Annotated in this window: 3 protein-coding genes; all 3 read right to left on the reverse strand. The window is 68.9% G+C overall.

The genetic code is table 11. From position 1 onward, the window contains the following. Nucleotides 1–203 precede the first annotated feature (203 nt). The 3 genes from ASC66_RS05630 to ASC66_RS05640 all read right to left on the reverse strand — a co-directional run bounded on the left by ASC66_RS05630 (nt 204) and on the right by ASC66_RS05640 (nt 17,260). On the reverse strand, nt 204–9,386 hold the full coding sequence (locus ASC66_RS05630; protein ID WP_157509653.1) for a DUF5979 domain-containing protein: 9,183 nt from the start codon (nt 9,384–9,386) through the stop codon (nt 204–206). Between the two features lie 219 nt (nt 9,387–9,605). Then, nucleotides 9,606–10,280, reverse strand: a complete 675-nt coding sequence (locus tag ASC66_RS05635) for a TrmH family RNA methyltransferase (RefSeq protein WP_502691565.1) — start codon at nt 10,278–10,280, stop codon at nt 9,606–9,608. A 107-nt stretch (nt 10,281–10,387) separates the two neighbouring features. Beyond that, on the reverse strand, nt 10,388–17,260 hold the full coding sequence (locus ASC66_RS05640) for a beta strand repeat-containing protein (RefSeq protein WP_157509654.1): 6,873 nt from the start codon (nt 17,258–17,260) through the stop codon (nt 10,388–10,390). Nucleotides 17,261–17,274 lie beyond the last annotated feature (14 nt).

Genomic DNA, 17,274 nt, shown 5'->3' on the forward strand with positions numbered 1-17,274 from the left:
GTACTGACTAGTCAGTTTAGGCACGAATGAGCCTTCTTCGCAATCCCGGGGGTCCGTTGAGAGCGGTCATATGGCCGCTCTGGAGCGCTCTCAGCGGCCATATGACCGCTCTCAGTGGAATTGCGGAACGAGCGGAAGCGGGAAACGCAGCTGGCGGGCACCGGTGCTCTGCACCGATGCCCGCCAGCGGGAACTGTCTACTGCTAGGCCGCGTGCACCCCGCGCTTGCGACGGCGTGCGACGAGCAGCAGCACTCCTCCGAGGCCGAGGATGAGCGCTCCGACACCTGCTGCGAGGCCGATCTCGACGCCGGTCACGACGAGCCCGGTTCCCGGAGCGGTGAAGGTGTTCGTGACGGTCACCGTGGCCGCCGCCGCGCCGCCGGCCGCGAGCGTGAAGCTCGCGGTGTTGCCGTCGACGGCCTGCTCGCCGATCGACACCGAGGTGCGCGTGGCGTCGCCGGTGTCCGTCTCCGTGACGGTGCACTCCGCGCCGGCCGGGAGCGCGTCATCCGTGACGGTGAGACGCTTCGGGCCACCGATCTGGTGCGTCACGTCGCGCACCACGATGCCGGGAGCCGGGTGCTGCTCGTCGACCAGCACGCAGGAGAGCGCGACGGGGAAGGTGCGCGAGACGGTGCTCGCCGCCGTGCCGTCGACGATCTTCTGCAGCGTGACGGATGCCGCGGCGAACTCGTTCACGAACGCCACCGTGTTGGCGGCCGCGTCGCCGGGAAGCAGCGGCTCCAGCACGACGGTGCGCCCGAGCACGGGCTCGGCCACGAGCTCGCCCTGGCTGACGGTGACCGTCGTGCCGATGGCGCCCCTGCTGTCGGTCTCGGTGACCTCGCACGATGCACCTTCCGGGAGCTCGGTCCAGCTGATGCTCTCGCTCGCCGCAACCATGCGCGTCATCGGCTCCGCCGCCATGACGGCCGCGCCGTTGAAGGTGCACTGCAGGCTCAGCTCGAAGGAGCCGTGGTCGAACGGCTCGCCGTCGGCGCCGAGCACAGCGGAGTCGACGGTCTTCGTCGCCGTGAGTGCGGCGAAGCTGAAGACGTTCTCGAGGCCGAGGGCAGGCTGTGCCTGATCCTCGACGGCGAGCACGGTCGGGTCGGTCGTCACCGTGAAGGCGTAACCGGCTGCCGCGTCGTCCGCGAGGGTGGTGCCGTCGGCCGCGGTGATCCGGCTCGCGCCGGCCCCGCCGTCCTCCGTCTCACTGAGCACGCACTCCGCGCCGCTCGGCAGCCCGGCGAAGAGCGCCTGCGGCTGGGCCGCACTCACCGTGCGCGCGCCGCCCCCGGCGACCTCGATCGGCGCACCGTCCAGCGTGCAGGAGAGCGCGACGCCGAAGTCGGCTGTTCCGTATGCCGCCGCGGCATCGCCGAGCACCGACTTGGTCACCTCGAGCGAGCCGCTGAGGAACCAGTTGCTCACCGTGACGGTCGTGCTGCCGGCATCCGGGATCGTCACCGTGCCGGTGGTGACGTCGTCACCGTCGTTCGGCGTGATCACCACGGCGTCGGCCCCGTTCAGTGCTTCCTCCGTCACGGTGCACTCTGTACCCGCGACGAGCTCGCCGAGGCTCGCGCTGAAGCCGTTGGCGGCATTCAGCGTGAGTGTGCTCGACCAGGGGTCCTCCCCCGCCAGCCGGCAGCTGAGGGCGACGTCGAAGCTCTTGTCGGAGCCCAGCTGTGCGGCCCCGCCCTCGAGCTTCTTCGTGACGATGAGTGCAGAGGAGTCGAACAGGTTGGTGAAGCCGACGTTGTTCTGCGGCTCGGTTCCCGCGGTCAGCTCGGGAATCACGACCGTGCTCGTCGCCTGGTCGATCGTCGGCGGGACAGTGGCATCGACGACGCTCACCGTGCTCACGGTGCTGTCGGCGCCACGCGCATCGGTTTCGATGACCGTGCACTCCGAGCGGGCGGGCAGCCCGTCGAAGGTGCGCGACTCGCCGTCGTTCAGCGTGAACGTGGTCAGTGGGAGCACCTCGGCACCCTGGAAGGTGCACTGTGCGCTGAAGGCGAAGCGGCTCGGAAGCGTCCCGGCGCCCTCACCCGTCTGGACCGTCTTCTGCACGAGCAGGCTGGCCAGCTCGTAGACGTTCTCGACGTCGATCGTCGCCGCGGTGCTGACGTCGCTGACGGTCACGGAGGCCGGGGAGGCCGTCCACGAGGTCTGGCCGGCATCCGCTTCATCGATCGAGCACACCGTGTCGAGCGGCAACTCGTCGATCGTGACCGTTTCGCCGTCGCGCAGGGTGATGGCGCCGCTGTTCGGCAGCGGCACGGACTCGCCCTGCCAGACACAGCTGAGCGTTGCGTCGAAGCTCGCGGGTGCGAACGGCGCTCCGCCACCGCTCACCGTCTTGCTGATCTCGAGCGAGCCGTTGAGGAAGGTGTTCGTGACATCAACCTCGACCATGTCGTTGACGCCGATCGTGACGGTGCCGTCGCTGGGGTCGAGGGTCGACTCCTGGGCGTGGCCGAGTCCGGTCTCACTCACGGTGCACTCCGCGCCGCTCGGCAGGCCGGTGTACTCCGCGAATCCGGCACCGGTGATGACGCGCTCCGCACCACCGGGGATGCTGATCGGCGTTGCAGTGCCCGCGATGTCTCTGGTGCAGGAGAGCTCAACCGTGTATTCACCCGTGGTCGCCGGGGTGAGCGATGCGGCCGGTTCGCCGGCGAGCGCCTTGGTGACGCGCACGCTGCCGGTGGTGAAGGTGTTCGTCACCGTCACCGCGGTCGGCGCGGCGGTGTCCGCACCGACGATGAAGCTGTCCGGCGACACGCTGCTGCTGTTCGCGCCACCGGTGGAGTTCTCGGTCACGTCGCACGCCGCACCGCTGGGGAGGGTGGAGATCGTCCACGTCGGTGACGCCTTGCTCAACACCTGCGTGTCGGAGAAGACCGTGCCGGGCTGGGCGCCGGCGAGCGTGCAGCTGAGCTCGACGGTGAAGTCCTCGTTGCCCCAATCGGTCGAGCCGTTGCCGGCGAACTCCTTGGTGATGGTCGCCGCACCGACGGTGAACGTGTTCGTCATCACGAGCTCGTTCGTGAGCTCGTCATCGGCATCGTCCGCGGTGAGTGTGAAGGTCGAGGTGTGGCCGGCGGTCTCCACCGGGTCCTCACCGGTCTGGCTGAAGACGGAGCTGCTGGATGCCGCACCGCCGCGCGCCGTCTCGGTGACGGTGCACTCGGCTCCCGTCGGCAGCTCGGTGAACTCCTTGGCGCCGTCGGCGTCCAGGCTGAACGTCTCGGTGAGGATCTCGGTGCCGAGGAATGTACAGCTGGCGCCGAAGGCGTACGGCCCCGGGTAGGCGATCGCTGTGCCGTCCTGATCGACCGCGCCGCTGGCGTCGACCCGCTTGGTCACCGAGAATCCGGCGAGCAGGTAGGTGTTCGTCGCGGTGATCGTCTCCACCTCGGTGGTTCCGGTGAAGGCCGGGTTCGCGACGTTGGCCGCGAAGGAGTGGCGGAGCGCGGTGACCTCGTCGGCCGAATAGCTGACATCGACACCGAGTGCTGCCGGGTCCTCGACGATCGAGCAGCTCGCGTTCAACGGGAGCGTGACGTTGCCGTATGTGCCGCTGCCACTGTTGTAGTGCAGCACGGTCCCATCGGCCTTCAGCGAGAAGCGGCTGAGGTCGGTCGTTCCGTTGGCGCCGACGAGCGGAACGGGGTGTCCGCCGGAGGTGCACTGCAACTGGAACGGATAGTCGCTCGGCAACGGTCCGCTCCAGCTCGCCATCGTGCCCTGCACCAGCTTGGCGAAGTCGAGCTGGCCCGTGGCCATCGCGACGCCGACACGGCGCGGCTGGGTCACGGAGCTCTGCACGAGAACGCCGTTGTCGTTGCCGACGGATGCCGCAGACACGACGTTCCAGGCGATCGGATCGACGCCCTGTGCCGGCGCCTCAGCCTGCTGGGCGAACCACGCCGTCTGGGTGAGGAAGTTGACGCCGAAGCTCTCGCCCGGTCGTACCGCACCGCCATCCGTGAAGGTGACAACGAACTTGAGCGCCTTGACCGTTGCGAGGGTCGCCGCGTCGAGGCTGTTGTCGTAGGGCTGCCACAGATTCGCGGCGCGGTCTGCGACCTCGGCCGCACACGGGTCGGCCGGGTTCAGTGCCGTGCCGCCGCTGGCGATGATGTCGGCGGCGTTGCAGGCCTGGTTCGGGATGGTGGAGCTGTAGTACGTCGTGACAACGGCCTTGGCGGCATCCGCGATACCCGAGAGCTCGGTCTGCAGCTCGCCGAGGAACGTCGGCGCCCAGAGCGAACCGCGCGGCCCTGGGACCGTGACGCCCTGGTCCTTGTAGCTGGGGAGGACATCGATGCTGCTGAGCGAGGTGGCGCTGATGTTGCCGGCGTTCTTCATCCGCATGCGCCAGCGCTCGGAACCGCCGGGCTCGGTGATCGGCACGCAGGGGGTCGCGTAGTAACCGTCCGCGGCGTTCGGGCTGGCGCAGCTGGCCGTCGCGACCTTGAGCGCGAGCACACCGAGGTCGTCACGCCCGTCGAGGCCGGCGTCGACGCCCTTGACCGACTTGGTCACCTGCAACGGCGAGGCCGCTGCCGGGGTGAACGTCGTCTCGGATGCGCAGGAGCTGACGTTGCTGAGCGGAGAACGGTTCGAGCCGTTCGCCGAGTAGGCGCAGGTCTCGAAATCGCGGTCGGCACTCGCGCTGACGCCGTTCGTGACCTGGGTCCCCGGCGCGACGGTGGGGGTGACGCGGATGGCCAGCTGGGCGCTGATCTTCAGCGCGTCACCCGGCTGGAACACGAAGAGAGTCGGCACGGTGATGGTGATGGCGCCCGTGGCCGGGTCCAGCGATGCACGGAATCCTGAGGAGTCCAGAGAGGTGCCCCACCTGTTCTTCAGCACGAAGGTGTACGGCGAGACGGGGTCTTCGTCCGGCTCCTGGCTCGGCTCCACGAGCAGCGAGCCTGCGGCATCCGCCGTCAGCTGGTCGCTCAGGGCCAGGCCGGTCATCGGCCATGCACCCGTGTTCACGATGTCCATGACGTACGGGATCGGCTGGCCGGGCAGGAAGGTGCCGAACGTGGTGTCCGGGTTCACCCTGTCTTCCCTGCCGTGCACCTTCGTGACGGAGATGCTGTTGACCAGGTGGGTCAGCACGGTCTCGGCGGGAGCGCTGGACGTCGCCGTCCAGATGCTGCTGCCGGTGTTGTTCCATGCGCCGGTCGCCACCGCGGAGAGCAGGTTGCTGGTGTGACCGTTCTGGGTCTCCCCCGGTGCGGGCGCGACGCCGGGCCGCGTGGTCGGGATCAGCGTCGTCGCGCCGCCGTCCGCGCCGACCAGGAGGGTCGTGCGGCGGGAGGCCTTGTAGCCGGCGGTGACCGTCGGGTTGCTCGGGCGCTCCCAGTTCTCGTCTCCTGCGCGCCGGTACTCGAAGCGCACGCCGCGCACGTCGGCGTTGTCGAACGCGGTGCCGAAGCTGTTCGTCAGCTGACCGGCCGTGACGGTCCGGCTGCCGCCGATCGGCGCCACCCAGGATCCGCTCGTCCAGCAGGCGTCGAGCGTGCTGTCGTCCGCGCAGCTCACGTCGAGCGTGCCGTCTGCGGCGAGTGCGAAGTCGGTGTCGAGGAGCACGGAGACCCGCAGCTGCTCCACCGGGCGCATCAGGCTGACGGCCGAGAAGCCCGCGAAGTCGTAGGCGTTCCAGAAGGTGGGTGTCGCGTCATCCAGCTGGAGGTGCGTCGTGCGCACCGTTCCGGACGGCTTGCCTCTCAGCTCGACGGTGTAGCCCGTCTGGGCGCTGATCTCGGTGCGCGTCGCGGGGCTGATCGTCTTGCCGGAGGTCAGGGCGTAGTCGGGGGTGACGACGTTCATGTCGTCGCTCGCGATCGCGGTCGGCGGGGTGCCCGGCGTCGCGGCCGGGCTCTCCAGCTCCGCGATGGCCGTGTTGACCAGGGGGGCGGATGTCGTCGTCACCGGGTCGCCGGAGCGGGACTGCTCGCGCAGCTGATACTCCAGGCGCAGGGTCGACGTCGCCTTGGATGCGATGCGGCCGTCGTGTTCGACGACGATCCCGGTGACGTTCGACAGGGCGGCCGGCGTCAGCGAGTACGCCAGGACGAGCGAGGTGATGACTTCGTCCGGCAGTCCGGCGCGCTTGAGCGTGACGGTCGTCGTCGCTGTGCCGTCCGGCTGGGTGATCGACGCGATGCGGTAGAGGTTGAAGTCCTCGTAGAAGGTCTCCGCCACGCCGACCGTCGGGTCGGGGTCGGAGATCTTCAGCGCGTTGACCTTGGTCTCCGTCGCGTTCTCGGCCGTGAGCAGCGCCGTGACGAGGGGGAACCTGCTCTGCACCGTTCCGGCCTGCGGGAGGCCGACGGCGCTGACGTCCGGCTGGAGCGCGAGATCATCGATGTTCTCGTCGTAGTCGACGAAGCGCTTGCTGAGGCTGACGTTCAGCGGACGGTCGAGGATGGTGATCAGGTCGGCGTCGTCGGTGCTGTAGCTGTCGGACCCGCGCACGCCGGTTGCGTTGACGGTGTTCTTGACGATGCCCTTCTCGCCGGAGTTGTAGCGGTAGTCATGCTCGGTGCCGAGCACCGGGATGCTCGCATTGGAGCGGAGCTCGGTGCGCAGCTGCATCTCGAGGTCGATCAAGCGGCTCGTGCCGGATGCCGCGACGCCGGAGCCGACGGCGGGATCCGTGAGCGGGTTCGTGATGACATCCGCCCGGTCGGCGCGTTCGGCGAAGGTGAACCGCACCCCGATGGTGTCGAGCTGCTCTGCCTCGGTGAAGCTGTAACCGGGGAAGGAGCCGACGCACGGGTCGGCGGTGGTGCAGATGCCGAGCGGCACCCACGCGTCCGCTGCGTCGCTGTAGCGCTCCGCGACGAGCTGGTCGAACGTCATCCATTCGTCGGTCATGGGCGCAATGCGCGTGACGTTGAACGCGTCGTAGACGGACGTCGCAACGGTGCCGAGCTCGGCGGCGCTGGCCGGGTCCGTGATCGTGACGGTGTCGAGCGGCAGATCCTGGGTTCCCCAGCTCAACCGGGCCCACGACGAGTCGTCGGACTGGGCGATCAGCTCTTCCGGGATCCACGTCTTGTCGACGAGGTCGGGGTCGATGCCGGGTCGCAGCGGCTTGAGCACGATGCCGTCGTCGTCAACGGCCGTCACCTCGGGGATGACGGCGTTCTCGTTCGCGACGGTGCTCCTCGCCTCGTTCGGGATCGTCACGGCATCGGTGGCGTCGTGAGTGGTGCCCGTTCCGTCACGCAGTTCGTCGCGCAGCTGCACCTTGAAGTACGGCAGCACGTTGAAGCCGGGCTCGAGCAGCTCGCCGGCGACGGCGGGCTCGAACACGAAGCGGATTCCCTGCAGCTGCTCTCTGAGCGAGGCGCTCGGGGTGTAGCTCCAGTTGGCGGTTCCGGCGGGAACGGGCAGCGGGCTGACACCGGGCAGCGGCGCCCACGTCGTGCCGTCCCAGTACTCGGGCGTCATCGCCGCGCTAGGCGGGACGTCGATCGAGGTGATCTCCTGCAGATCGAAGGTGTTCCAGAACTGGCTCGGTGCCAGAGTCGGGTTCGACGGGTCGCTGACGATGAGCGACTGCGCGCCGATGGTCGAGCTGTTCGCGCTGCCGTCGTTGGGGGTGACGGATGCCGGCAGCGACACGAGCGTCGACGAACCGGGTGCCGCCCAGAGCTCTCCCTTGATGATGTTCTTCGAGATCTCCGTGTTGACGCGCTTGGCCTGGCGCGTCAGGTCGTCGGCAGATGTGGCGCTCGCGCTCTGCCCATCGGAGTCCGTCACCGTCGCCTCGACGGTGTTCGTCGAGGTCACATCGACGAGGCCGCTGATCGGCTGGGCCGTGACGCCGAAGGGCAGCACGGCGTACTCGCCGGGGTCGATGCTGCCGGTGAAGGTCACCGTGAACCCGACGACCGAGCTGCCGCTCGGGGCGGAGGGGATGGTGTCGCGGTCGGTGCCCGTCAGCGCGTCGCTGGAGCTGCCGTCGGCGTGGAGGTAGCTGATCGCGACGGCCTCTGCCCCGGCCGGCCACTCGATGTCCTCTGCGACGAAGCCGTCGAAGCCGAGACCCTGATCGGCCAGGGTGATGCCACCCGTTCCCGGCTCGGTGATCACCATGCTGGTGACGGGCTTGCCCGTGTTGTCGGCGCGGAGGGTCGCGGTGGTCGAGTCGCCCGGCATGATCGCGGTGACGGCGAAGTCCTTGGCGACCGTGACAGACGGCGGGGTGTTGAGAACGCTGACGGTCGCGGAGGCAGGCTCGGTGACGGTGTCGCCCTCGTTCGTCACGGTCGCCTCGACGACGTTGGTGACCGTGAGCGGCGTGTTCGCCGGCAGGGTCTTCACGGCGTCGTTCGTCACGTAGTCGAGCACGATGGCCGCTCGGCCGTCGGCGGCGGTGATCGGAAGCTTGCCGGCCGAACTGGTGAACGTGAATCGCGTTCCCTTCACCCCGCCGAGGTCGATGCCGTCGAAGAGGGTGGAGGTGTCCGCCGGGATCGGCACTGCGGCGCCGATGGCGGTCCAGGCGCCGTCGGCATCCAGCCACTCGATCAGTACGGTGTCAGCGCCCGTCGGTGCGGTGATCGCGCCGATACCGGCGAAGTCAAGGTACTCGAGGTTGCTCGAGCCCGCGCCGGGGTCGGTGAGGCTGAGGCTGTCGACGGCGTGGTTGGAGGTGTTCGAGGCGCCGATGGAGAACTCGACGGGCAGCCCGGGAGCGGCCGGCATGGTGTCGCCCGGAGTCGCGGACTTCGTGGCTGCGACGGCGAGATTCGCGTCGACGCGCAGCGTGACGTCTGCCGAGCTCTGGTGGTCGGGCGCGTTGAGCGCCGTGGCCTTCGCCGTGTTCGAGATGAGGCCGGCGAAGTCGGCCGTGACATCACTCGGGATCTCCACCTCGACGAGGATGAGCAGGTCGGATGCACCCGAGACCAACCCGATGTCGCCGTCCTGGCTCTGCTGCACGAACTCGATCGCCACATCATTGCCCGATGTGTGGTCGACGAAGTGACTCTGCGGCGTCCCCGGGAGCGACACGCTCGTCACCACAAACGGGGCGGGAACGGCATCCGTGATCGTGGCCTCTTGGCACACGTCACTCTGGGTCGTCGAACACGACACCTTCAGTTCGTAGCTGAACCGTGCGCCGGGAACGTACTCCGGCACACCGGCCTCGCCCTGCACCGACTTGGCGACGGTGATGGTGCCGTCCAGTTCGGCGGCAACGGTCGCCGGCGTGATGACGAGGGCGCCGGCGACGAGCGCGACGATCGACAGCATCGCCGCTGCGAATGACGGCAGGCTTGCTCGCCGGCGTCGCGGTGCCCGGTGTGCGGGCGCGCTGGAACGTGCAGTGGGTGTGGACATCGGGAATCCCCCAGTGGGTGCGAATCGGGTACGCAGCCCGCGAGCGCGCGCAGAATCGACTAGCGACTCTGACGCGTCAGGGAAAGTAGGGTGTGCAATTCGGGCTGCATCTCGAGACTGGCAGCCCGACCGTCCGTACGGCCAGTGTCCTCATAAATGAGGACACGATTTCACCCTGCTAATCACCCTGCCCAGCCCCGTGCGGGGGGCAACCGGGGTTCAGTCGGAGAAACTCACGTGCTGCATGACCCAGCTGTGCATCGTGACGGCGGCCGCCGCACTCGCGTTGATCGAGCGGGTCGACCCGAACTGGGTGATCTCGACAACGGCATCCGCCGCGGCAATCGCCTCGGGCGAGAGCCCTGGCCCTTCCTGCCCGAAGAGCATGAGGCAGCGCTCCGGCCAGGTGAATGTCTCGATCTTGACGCATCCGGGCACGTTGTCGATCGCGATGATCGGCAACCCCTCCGCGCGTGCCCACTCGACGAGTTCGTCGACCGTGGCGTGGTGCAGCACGTGCTGGTAGCGGTCGGTCACCATGGCGCCGCGCTTGTTCCAGCGGCGACGGCCGACGATGTGCACCGTGTCGGCGGCGAAGGCGTTGGCACTGCGCACGATCGAGCCGATGTTCATGTCGTGCTGCCAATTCTCGATGGCAACATGGAACGGATGCCGGTGCTCGTCGAGGTCGGCGACGATGGCCTCCATGCGCCAGTAGCGGTAGCGGTCGATCACGTTGCGGGTGTCGCCGCGCTCGAGCAGTTCCGGATCGTAGTGCGCCTCGTCCGGCCACTCCTCGCGGCCACCGGGCCACGGGCCGACGCCCCAGGTGCTCAGCTCGACGGTCGGGGTCGCGACGGTCGCCACGGCATCCGGGTTCTCAGGGTTCTGCACTCTTCAACCGTAGCCGCGTCGACCCCACAACCACGACGACGCAATCCCCTTCCGGGGATTGCGTCGTCAGAGTGCGGTCGACCGAGAGCGGACGGCTTGGGGCCGCGCTAGCCGATGCTGGACCGGCGGCGGCGAATGACGAGGATGCCGAGCAACCCGGCACCGGCGAGCACGAGTATCCCCGCGACCAGCGCGATCGCGCCACCGGTGAATCCGGAGTGTGCAAGTCCGCTCACGCCGGTCAGTACGTCGGGCGCATCCGGGGTGCCGGGCTCACCTGGTCCCGGCACAACGGGATTGCCCGGCACATCAGGTTTGCCTGGCACATCCGGCACTAGGCCGGCCTTCGTCGTCGTCGTCGAGGCCGCAGCGTCGACCGCCGAGCTGTCGGGCGTCCGAGCGGAGGCGGTTGCGGTGTTCACAACACTGCCCGCCGTGCCGTCGGCTGCCGTGACGATGTAGTCGTCAGCGGCCACGGTCACGCTCTGGCCGGGGGCGATGGAGTCGATCACGGGGATGCCGGAGACCTTGGGGTCGTTGACGACCACGTCGCGGAGGGTCACGTTCCCGGTGTTGGCAACCTCGAACGTGTAGCCGATCCGCTCCCCGGGATTCGCGAAGCCGTCTCCGTTCGCATCCTGCGCTTCGGCATTCTTGACGATCGTCAGACCGGGAACCGGCACGAGCGCGGCCGTGACGGTTGCCTCAACCTTGAGCGCGCCGCCCCGGGCCGGCGTGCCGGACACAGTCGCCCGGTTGAGAATCTCGCCCGCGTCGATGTCGGCCTGCGTGAGTCGGTAGCCGGCTGAGGCGCTCACCGTCTCGCCGGGGGCCAGCACGTCGTCATCGCCCGGCCACGAGCCGAACACGATCGCCGAGAGGCCATCGAATTCGTCGGCGATCGCGATGCCGGAGACCGTGGTGTTGCCGGTGTTCTCAATCTCGAACACGAATCGCGCATCCTGTCCGGCGACCGGGCTGGCGGCATCCGCAAGCTCGACCGTCTTCGTGAAGGCGAGCGCGGGAGCGGCCGGCAGCACGAGGGTGACCGAGTCAACGGCCGCGTCGAGGTCGCCGCGCGCCGGCGTTGCCGAGACGGTCGCGTCGTTGAACACGGTGCCGGCGTCGAGATCGCCCTGGGTCAGCGTGTAACCGGCTGTGGCGGTCACCGTCTCGCCGGGGGCGAGCACGCCGACTGCGTCCGGCCACGCGCCGAACTCGACCGCCGACAACTGCGGCATGTCGTCGAGCAGGGTGATGCCGCTGACCGTGATGTTGCCGGCGTTCCGCACCTCGAAGCCGAACGTGACGGTGGCACCGGCGACGGGGTCGCCGGTGGCATCCAGCGCCACCGACTTGTCGAGGGTGATGGCCGGGCCAGCAGGCAGGGCGATCGTCACGCCGTCGTCGGCCGCCGCGGGGCCGCCGCGTGCGCCGGTTCCCGCCGCCGTCGCATCGTTCACGACCGTGCCGAGGTCCAGATCGGCCTGCGTGATCGCGTAGCTCGCGGTCGCCGTCACCAACTGGCCGGGCGCGAGAACTCCCGTGCTCGTCGGCCACGTACCGTACGTGATCTCCGAGAGGCCGACGAGATCGTCGGTGATGCCGACACCGGACAGCGTCACGTTGCCGCTGTTCCGAATCTCGAAGCTGTAGTCGACCGGGTCACCGGCGACGGGGATTCCGCTGCCGATGTCGCCGGTCTTCGAGAACGTTATCGCCGGCGCGCCGAGCAGGTTCACCGTTGCGCTGTCGATCGTCGACACGGGGTCGTCGCCCGGGGCCATGCCGGACGCGGTCGCGGTGTTGTCCACCCGGCCGAGGTCGATGTCCGCCTGGGTCAGTGCGTAGCTCGCGGTCGCCATGACGCGCTCGCCCGGCGCGAGTCGGCCGTCCACGCCCGGCCATGCGCCGTACTGGATTGCCGACAGGCCGTCGAGCCCGTCCGTGATCGCGACGTCAGTGACCGTGATGCTGCCGGTGTTCTCGACCTCGAAGCTGTACGCGACCTCGTCACCGGGCGCAGGCATGGCAGAGGCGACCGTGCCGCTCTTCTCGAGCGTCAGACGCGGGTCGGCCGGGATCGGAACGCTCGTCGAGTCAATGGCCGACGCCGTGCTCGAGTCCGCTCCGGTTCCGGTGACGGTCGCGGTGTTGTTGACGCCGCCCGCGTCCACGTCATCCTGCGTCGTGACGTACGTGGCCGTCGCGGTGACAGAGTCGCCAGGCGCGAGCACGCCAGCGGTGCCCGGCCACGCATAGCTGAGCGCGGAAAGCCCGGAGAGCGGATCGGCAATGGCGACGCCGCTCAGGGTGACGTTGCCGGCGTTCGTGGCGACGAAGGTGTAGGTGATCGTGTCGCCGGCGACCGTGCCGAACGGGTCTGCCTGCATGCCGCTCTTCTCGAGCGTCAACGCGGCGTTCGCCGGAAGCAACGTCGTGACGTCGTCCGTCGAGGAGACGGACGCACCGGCCGGAGGAGTTCCGGTGGCGGTCGCCGTGTTGACGAGGCTGCCGTGGTCGATGTTGGCAGTGCCGAGCGCGAACGTCGCGCTCGCCGTGACCGTCTGCCCGGCGGCCAGGGTCCCGGGGGTGCCCGGCCAGGTTCCGAAGGTGATCGTCGACAGACCGGCCAGCTGGTCGGAGATGGCGATGCCGCTGAGGCTCACATTGCCCGTGTTCGTGACGGTGAATGTGTAGTTCACCGGGTCAGCGGAGTTCGGCACGGGCGAGCCGAGCGCCGCCGTCTTGACCAGCGAGATCGCGGGCGTTCCGAGGAGCGTGATGTCCTCCGTCGCGCTCGCGGTCGCATTGCCGCCTCCGGTCGAGGTCCCGGTCACGGATGCCGTGTTCGAGAGAGCCCCCGCGTCAACATCTGCCGCCGTCAGGGTGTACGTCGCCCGAGCGGTCACCGACTGCCCAGCGCCCAGATATCCAGGCAGGGCCGGCCACGAGAGCACCGTGATCGCCGAGAGGCCCGGCATCGCGTCTGCGAGCCTCACCCCGCTCAGCACACCACCGCCGCTGTTCGTCGCGACGAAGGTGTACGTGACGACATCACCCGGCTTCGGTGAAGCGGAGCCCGCACGCGCGCCCGTCTTCGTCAGCGTGAGCCGGTCGACCGCGTCCGTGTCGGTTCCGCTCGCGCTCAGAGTTGCGCTTGGGAAGCCGGGGTCGAGGGCGCTGGCCGACACCGTGTTCACGATCGAGTTCGCCGCGGAGTCCAGCACCTGCACGGTGACCGCCACAACTGCATCCGCAGCCGGCCCAATCGACGGAATCGTCCACGTGACGACGCCGCCCGCGAGGGCGCCGCCCGCCGTGGCCGAGACGAACTGCACGCCGGCCGGCAGCGTGTCCGCAACCGCGACATCGCGGAGGCTCTCGAAATCGAGCGGGTTCGTCACCGTGACGGTGTACGTGACCTCCTGGCCGACGACGACCGCGCCGACGCCGTCCGACTTCACGACCCCCAAGCTGCCGGCCGCTGCTGCCGCGGTGGGCGCGGTGATCGTGTGTGCGTTGTTGCCTTCGTCGGGGTCGACCATCGCCCCCGTGACGGTGGCGATGATGGCGATTCCGCTCGTGGTCACGATGACAGGCAGATCGAATGGGATGGGGGTGTTCTTCTCGAGGCTCGCCGGCGGCGCGCAGTCCAGCGTCGCGGGCCCGACCACGGGGAAGACCGACGTGCAGCTCCACCCGGAGGGGGCGCCCGTCACGGTCGCACCGGCCGGAACGGCGACGGCGACACCGGCCGGCGCCGACTGCGAGCCGCCGAGGTTGTCGAAGGTGAAGGGGAACACGGACGGACGACCGAGCTGGACGTCGACCGTTGCGACGCCGCCGGCCTCGAGGTCGGCCTCTGCGGTGGTCGCGCAGACCGCCTGCGGCTCCGACGGCAGGGTGCGGTCGGATGCGACGGCGACGGAGTTGCACGCCGTCGAATCCGCCGTGGCGCCGGCACCGACGGCAGCGGTGTAGGTGAAGGAGACGACCTGGTTGGCGGCCAGTGTGCCGTTGACGCTCGCACGGATCGCCTGCTTGCCCGCCAGGGCTGCCGACCAGTCGTTGTCGACGCCGGCCGGGCTCACCTCGGGGCGAGCGGGGTTGGTCGACGCGGAATAGGCGAGTGTCAGCTTCGTCGAGACATCCGAGACGCCGGTGAGGGTCTGGGTGAAGTCCGAGCCGCGGGGCGTTGCGGCCGTGGAGGGGATGAGGCCGGTGTCTCCGATGTACGGCAGCACGTCGTAGGCGACGACCGATCCGAGCGCCGTGTTACCGGTGTTCTGGAGCGAGATACGGTACTTGATGCTGGCGGCATCGACCGGCACGGGCACAGCTCGACTCGGGTCGGCGATCCAATCACAGCCATCGGCCGCGCCGGCATCCGGCAGGCAGATCTCCTTCAGCACGACGAGGCCGTCGGAGGAGGAGACAAGCACGTTCTGCGCCGCGCTGGCGAACCACTGGGCGGTTGCACCGTCTGCCGCGACATCGGCCGTGTTCTGCTGGGCGCCGCCGTAGTTCGCAGCGACGTTGTCGTATGTCTCACGCGAATCGCCCATCCACGCGTTGGCGACGCTCGTCGTCCCCGGGGCGACCGCTGTGGTCGGCGAGCCGATGACGGTCATCGTTGGCCAGGTCCCGTTCGAGCCGAAGGCGACGTCATTCGGCCACTTCGCGACCACAAGCTGGCGATCCATACCGGCGATCGTGACCGTGCGGTAGCTGAAGTCGACACCGGCCGGAACGCTCCCGGTCGGGAACGAGGCTGAGCCGGGCGTGATTACCCAGCCGGCAGGTGCCAGGAAGACGTATTCGGGCGTGATCGTGACGTCGGCCGGGATGTTCGCTGTCGTTCCCCGCACGGCGAACGTCACCGAGCGCCCGGGAACAACGGCTCCGCCGCCGTCGACGACTGCGGCCGCCGCGAAGGAGGCGGCGAACGCGGGTTTCGGCGTGCCGGGCGGCTGAACAACAGGGGTGGCCCGGAATCGGATCGTGCGGGAGACGGGGGCGAGCGGCACATCGGCGACGCTCTGGTTCGGGTAGGCCATCGTCGCGGCAGCCGTGTTGGTGCGGTCCTGCCCGATCGGGGCGTCCTTGTTGACGGTGTAGTTGTAGTGCACGCGGAACGGCGTGCCGGCTGTTGGGTCGCTCGGTGACACGCGGTTCGGAGCGATCGGACCGCTGGTCACCTCTGCGGAGGCGTAGCGGCATCCGGCGGCTCGTTGCGCCGTCGTCAACGAGATGTCGGTGCTCTGCGCGCTGCCGGAGACATCGCTCAGGCCGGTGACCGGGTCGGCGGTCTGGCAGACATAGCGGTATGCGATCGTCGGCGCCGGGCTCGTCACCGTGGTGTTGATCCGGTGCACGGGCGCGTTGGCCTGGTCGAGGGTGTTGTCGGTGACGACGGCGACTCCCGACACGTTGCCGCGGTTCACGGTTTCGACGGCCCAATAGAACGCGTTCGGGGTGTCGGTCTTCGGCACGTTCACGAGTCGGGTGGCGCCAGACGATGCACTGTTGGTGGAGTCCTTGGCTACCGTCGCGGCGCCGAACGGCAGGTAGCAGGAGACGGTGTGCGCCATCGAGCCGGACACCGATTTCACGGTGCGCGCGGTGTCGAGGTAGGTGAGCGTCGAGGTGACCGTGTGGCTCACGCTCTGCGTGAACTCGCAGCCGTTCGTCGCGGCGGCGAAGCGCGTTCCCGGATAGCGGATCGACACCGTGCGCGGGGAATACTCGCCGCGCGTCACCCAGCCGGACTGCGCTGAGGAACCCCAGCCGCCGACGGTGTTCTGGGTGGGTGCAGCTTCGGAGCCGACGGCCCAAGTGACGGTGTGGGTCGCCGCGTCATAGACGCCGCCACCGTTGCTCGACACGTACTCTGCCTCTGCGGGGAGCTGGTCGACGACGACATAGCTGCCGGCGCCGACGAGCTCCGGCGTTCCCGCGATTCGCCCCGAGCCGGCGGGAATGAACGCACCGGATCCCATGTAGACGCGGTAGGAGACGACCTCCCCTGGGGCGACCGTCCCGGGACTCGTGATCGACTGTGACGGGTTCGGCACCGTGTTGCTCAACGTGACAGGGGCCGCATTCGCTGTGGCAGTCGCGCCCGCGGTGCTCGCGTCGATCGTCGCGGAGTTCTGCACCTGGAAGCCAGACGGGTAGTACTGGGCGGGGCTCGCTGTGGTGTAGCTACTGCTGCCGCTGATGCCGTAGACGACGAGGAAGGTGCCGGCTGTGCCCGGGGTGAGCGTTCCGAGGCTCACGAGCTTGCCCGTCGTGTCGTTGCCACCGATCGTGGCACCCAGGAACGGGGCTGTCCAGCTCGAGTACCGGAGCAAGGTGCCGACCTGAGCCGCTGGGAAGTAGGGGCTCGCCTGCGCCGGCGCCAGCTGCACCGTCACGTTCTCGCAGGCGGAGACCGCGCAGGAGTACGAGACGCGGTAGCCGACGTTGCCGCCGTGCAGATTGTAGGCGGCAGTCGTCTGTGGGTCGCCCGTCAGGTGGTCGACGGGGACGATCGCCGTGGTCAGCACCGCGGTTCCACCCGGAACCGACATCGCCACCGGCCCGTCGGCGCGCTGGGTCGGTGCGCCCTCGGCTGGCGGCGCCTCTGCAGGGCTCTCGGCAGCCGGAGCGTCTTGCGCGGGGACTTCCTCGGCCGGGACCTCCTCGACGGCTGCCTCTTCGGCCGGGATCTCCTCGGCTGGGATCTCCTCGGCTGGGGTCTCCTCGGCTGGGGTCAGCGTTGGCTCCCCTGCGTCCTCGACCGGGGGCGCCTCAACGGTGCCCTCCAATTGGGTGGCCGTCTGCACCTCCTCGGCGAGCGCAGGAAGTGTCGGGAGCGTGAATCCAGTGGCGATCAGGAGTGCCACAGCGACGCTCGCCACGATCTTCGTCCCGACCCGCCTGCCCTGCCTGTGGCGTGCGGTTCGGCCCGTCAAGGTCGTGAAGAAGGTACTCACAATGCGATCCTGCA

The organism is Leifsonia sp. Root4 (genome assembly GCF_001425085.1).
Lineage (GTDB): Bacteria > Actinomycetota > Actinomycetes > Actinomycetales > Microbacteriaceae > Microterricola.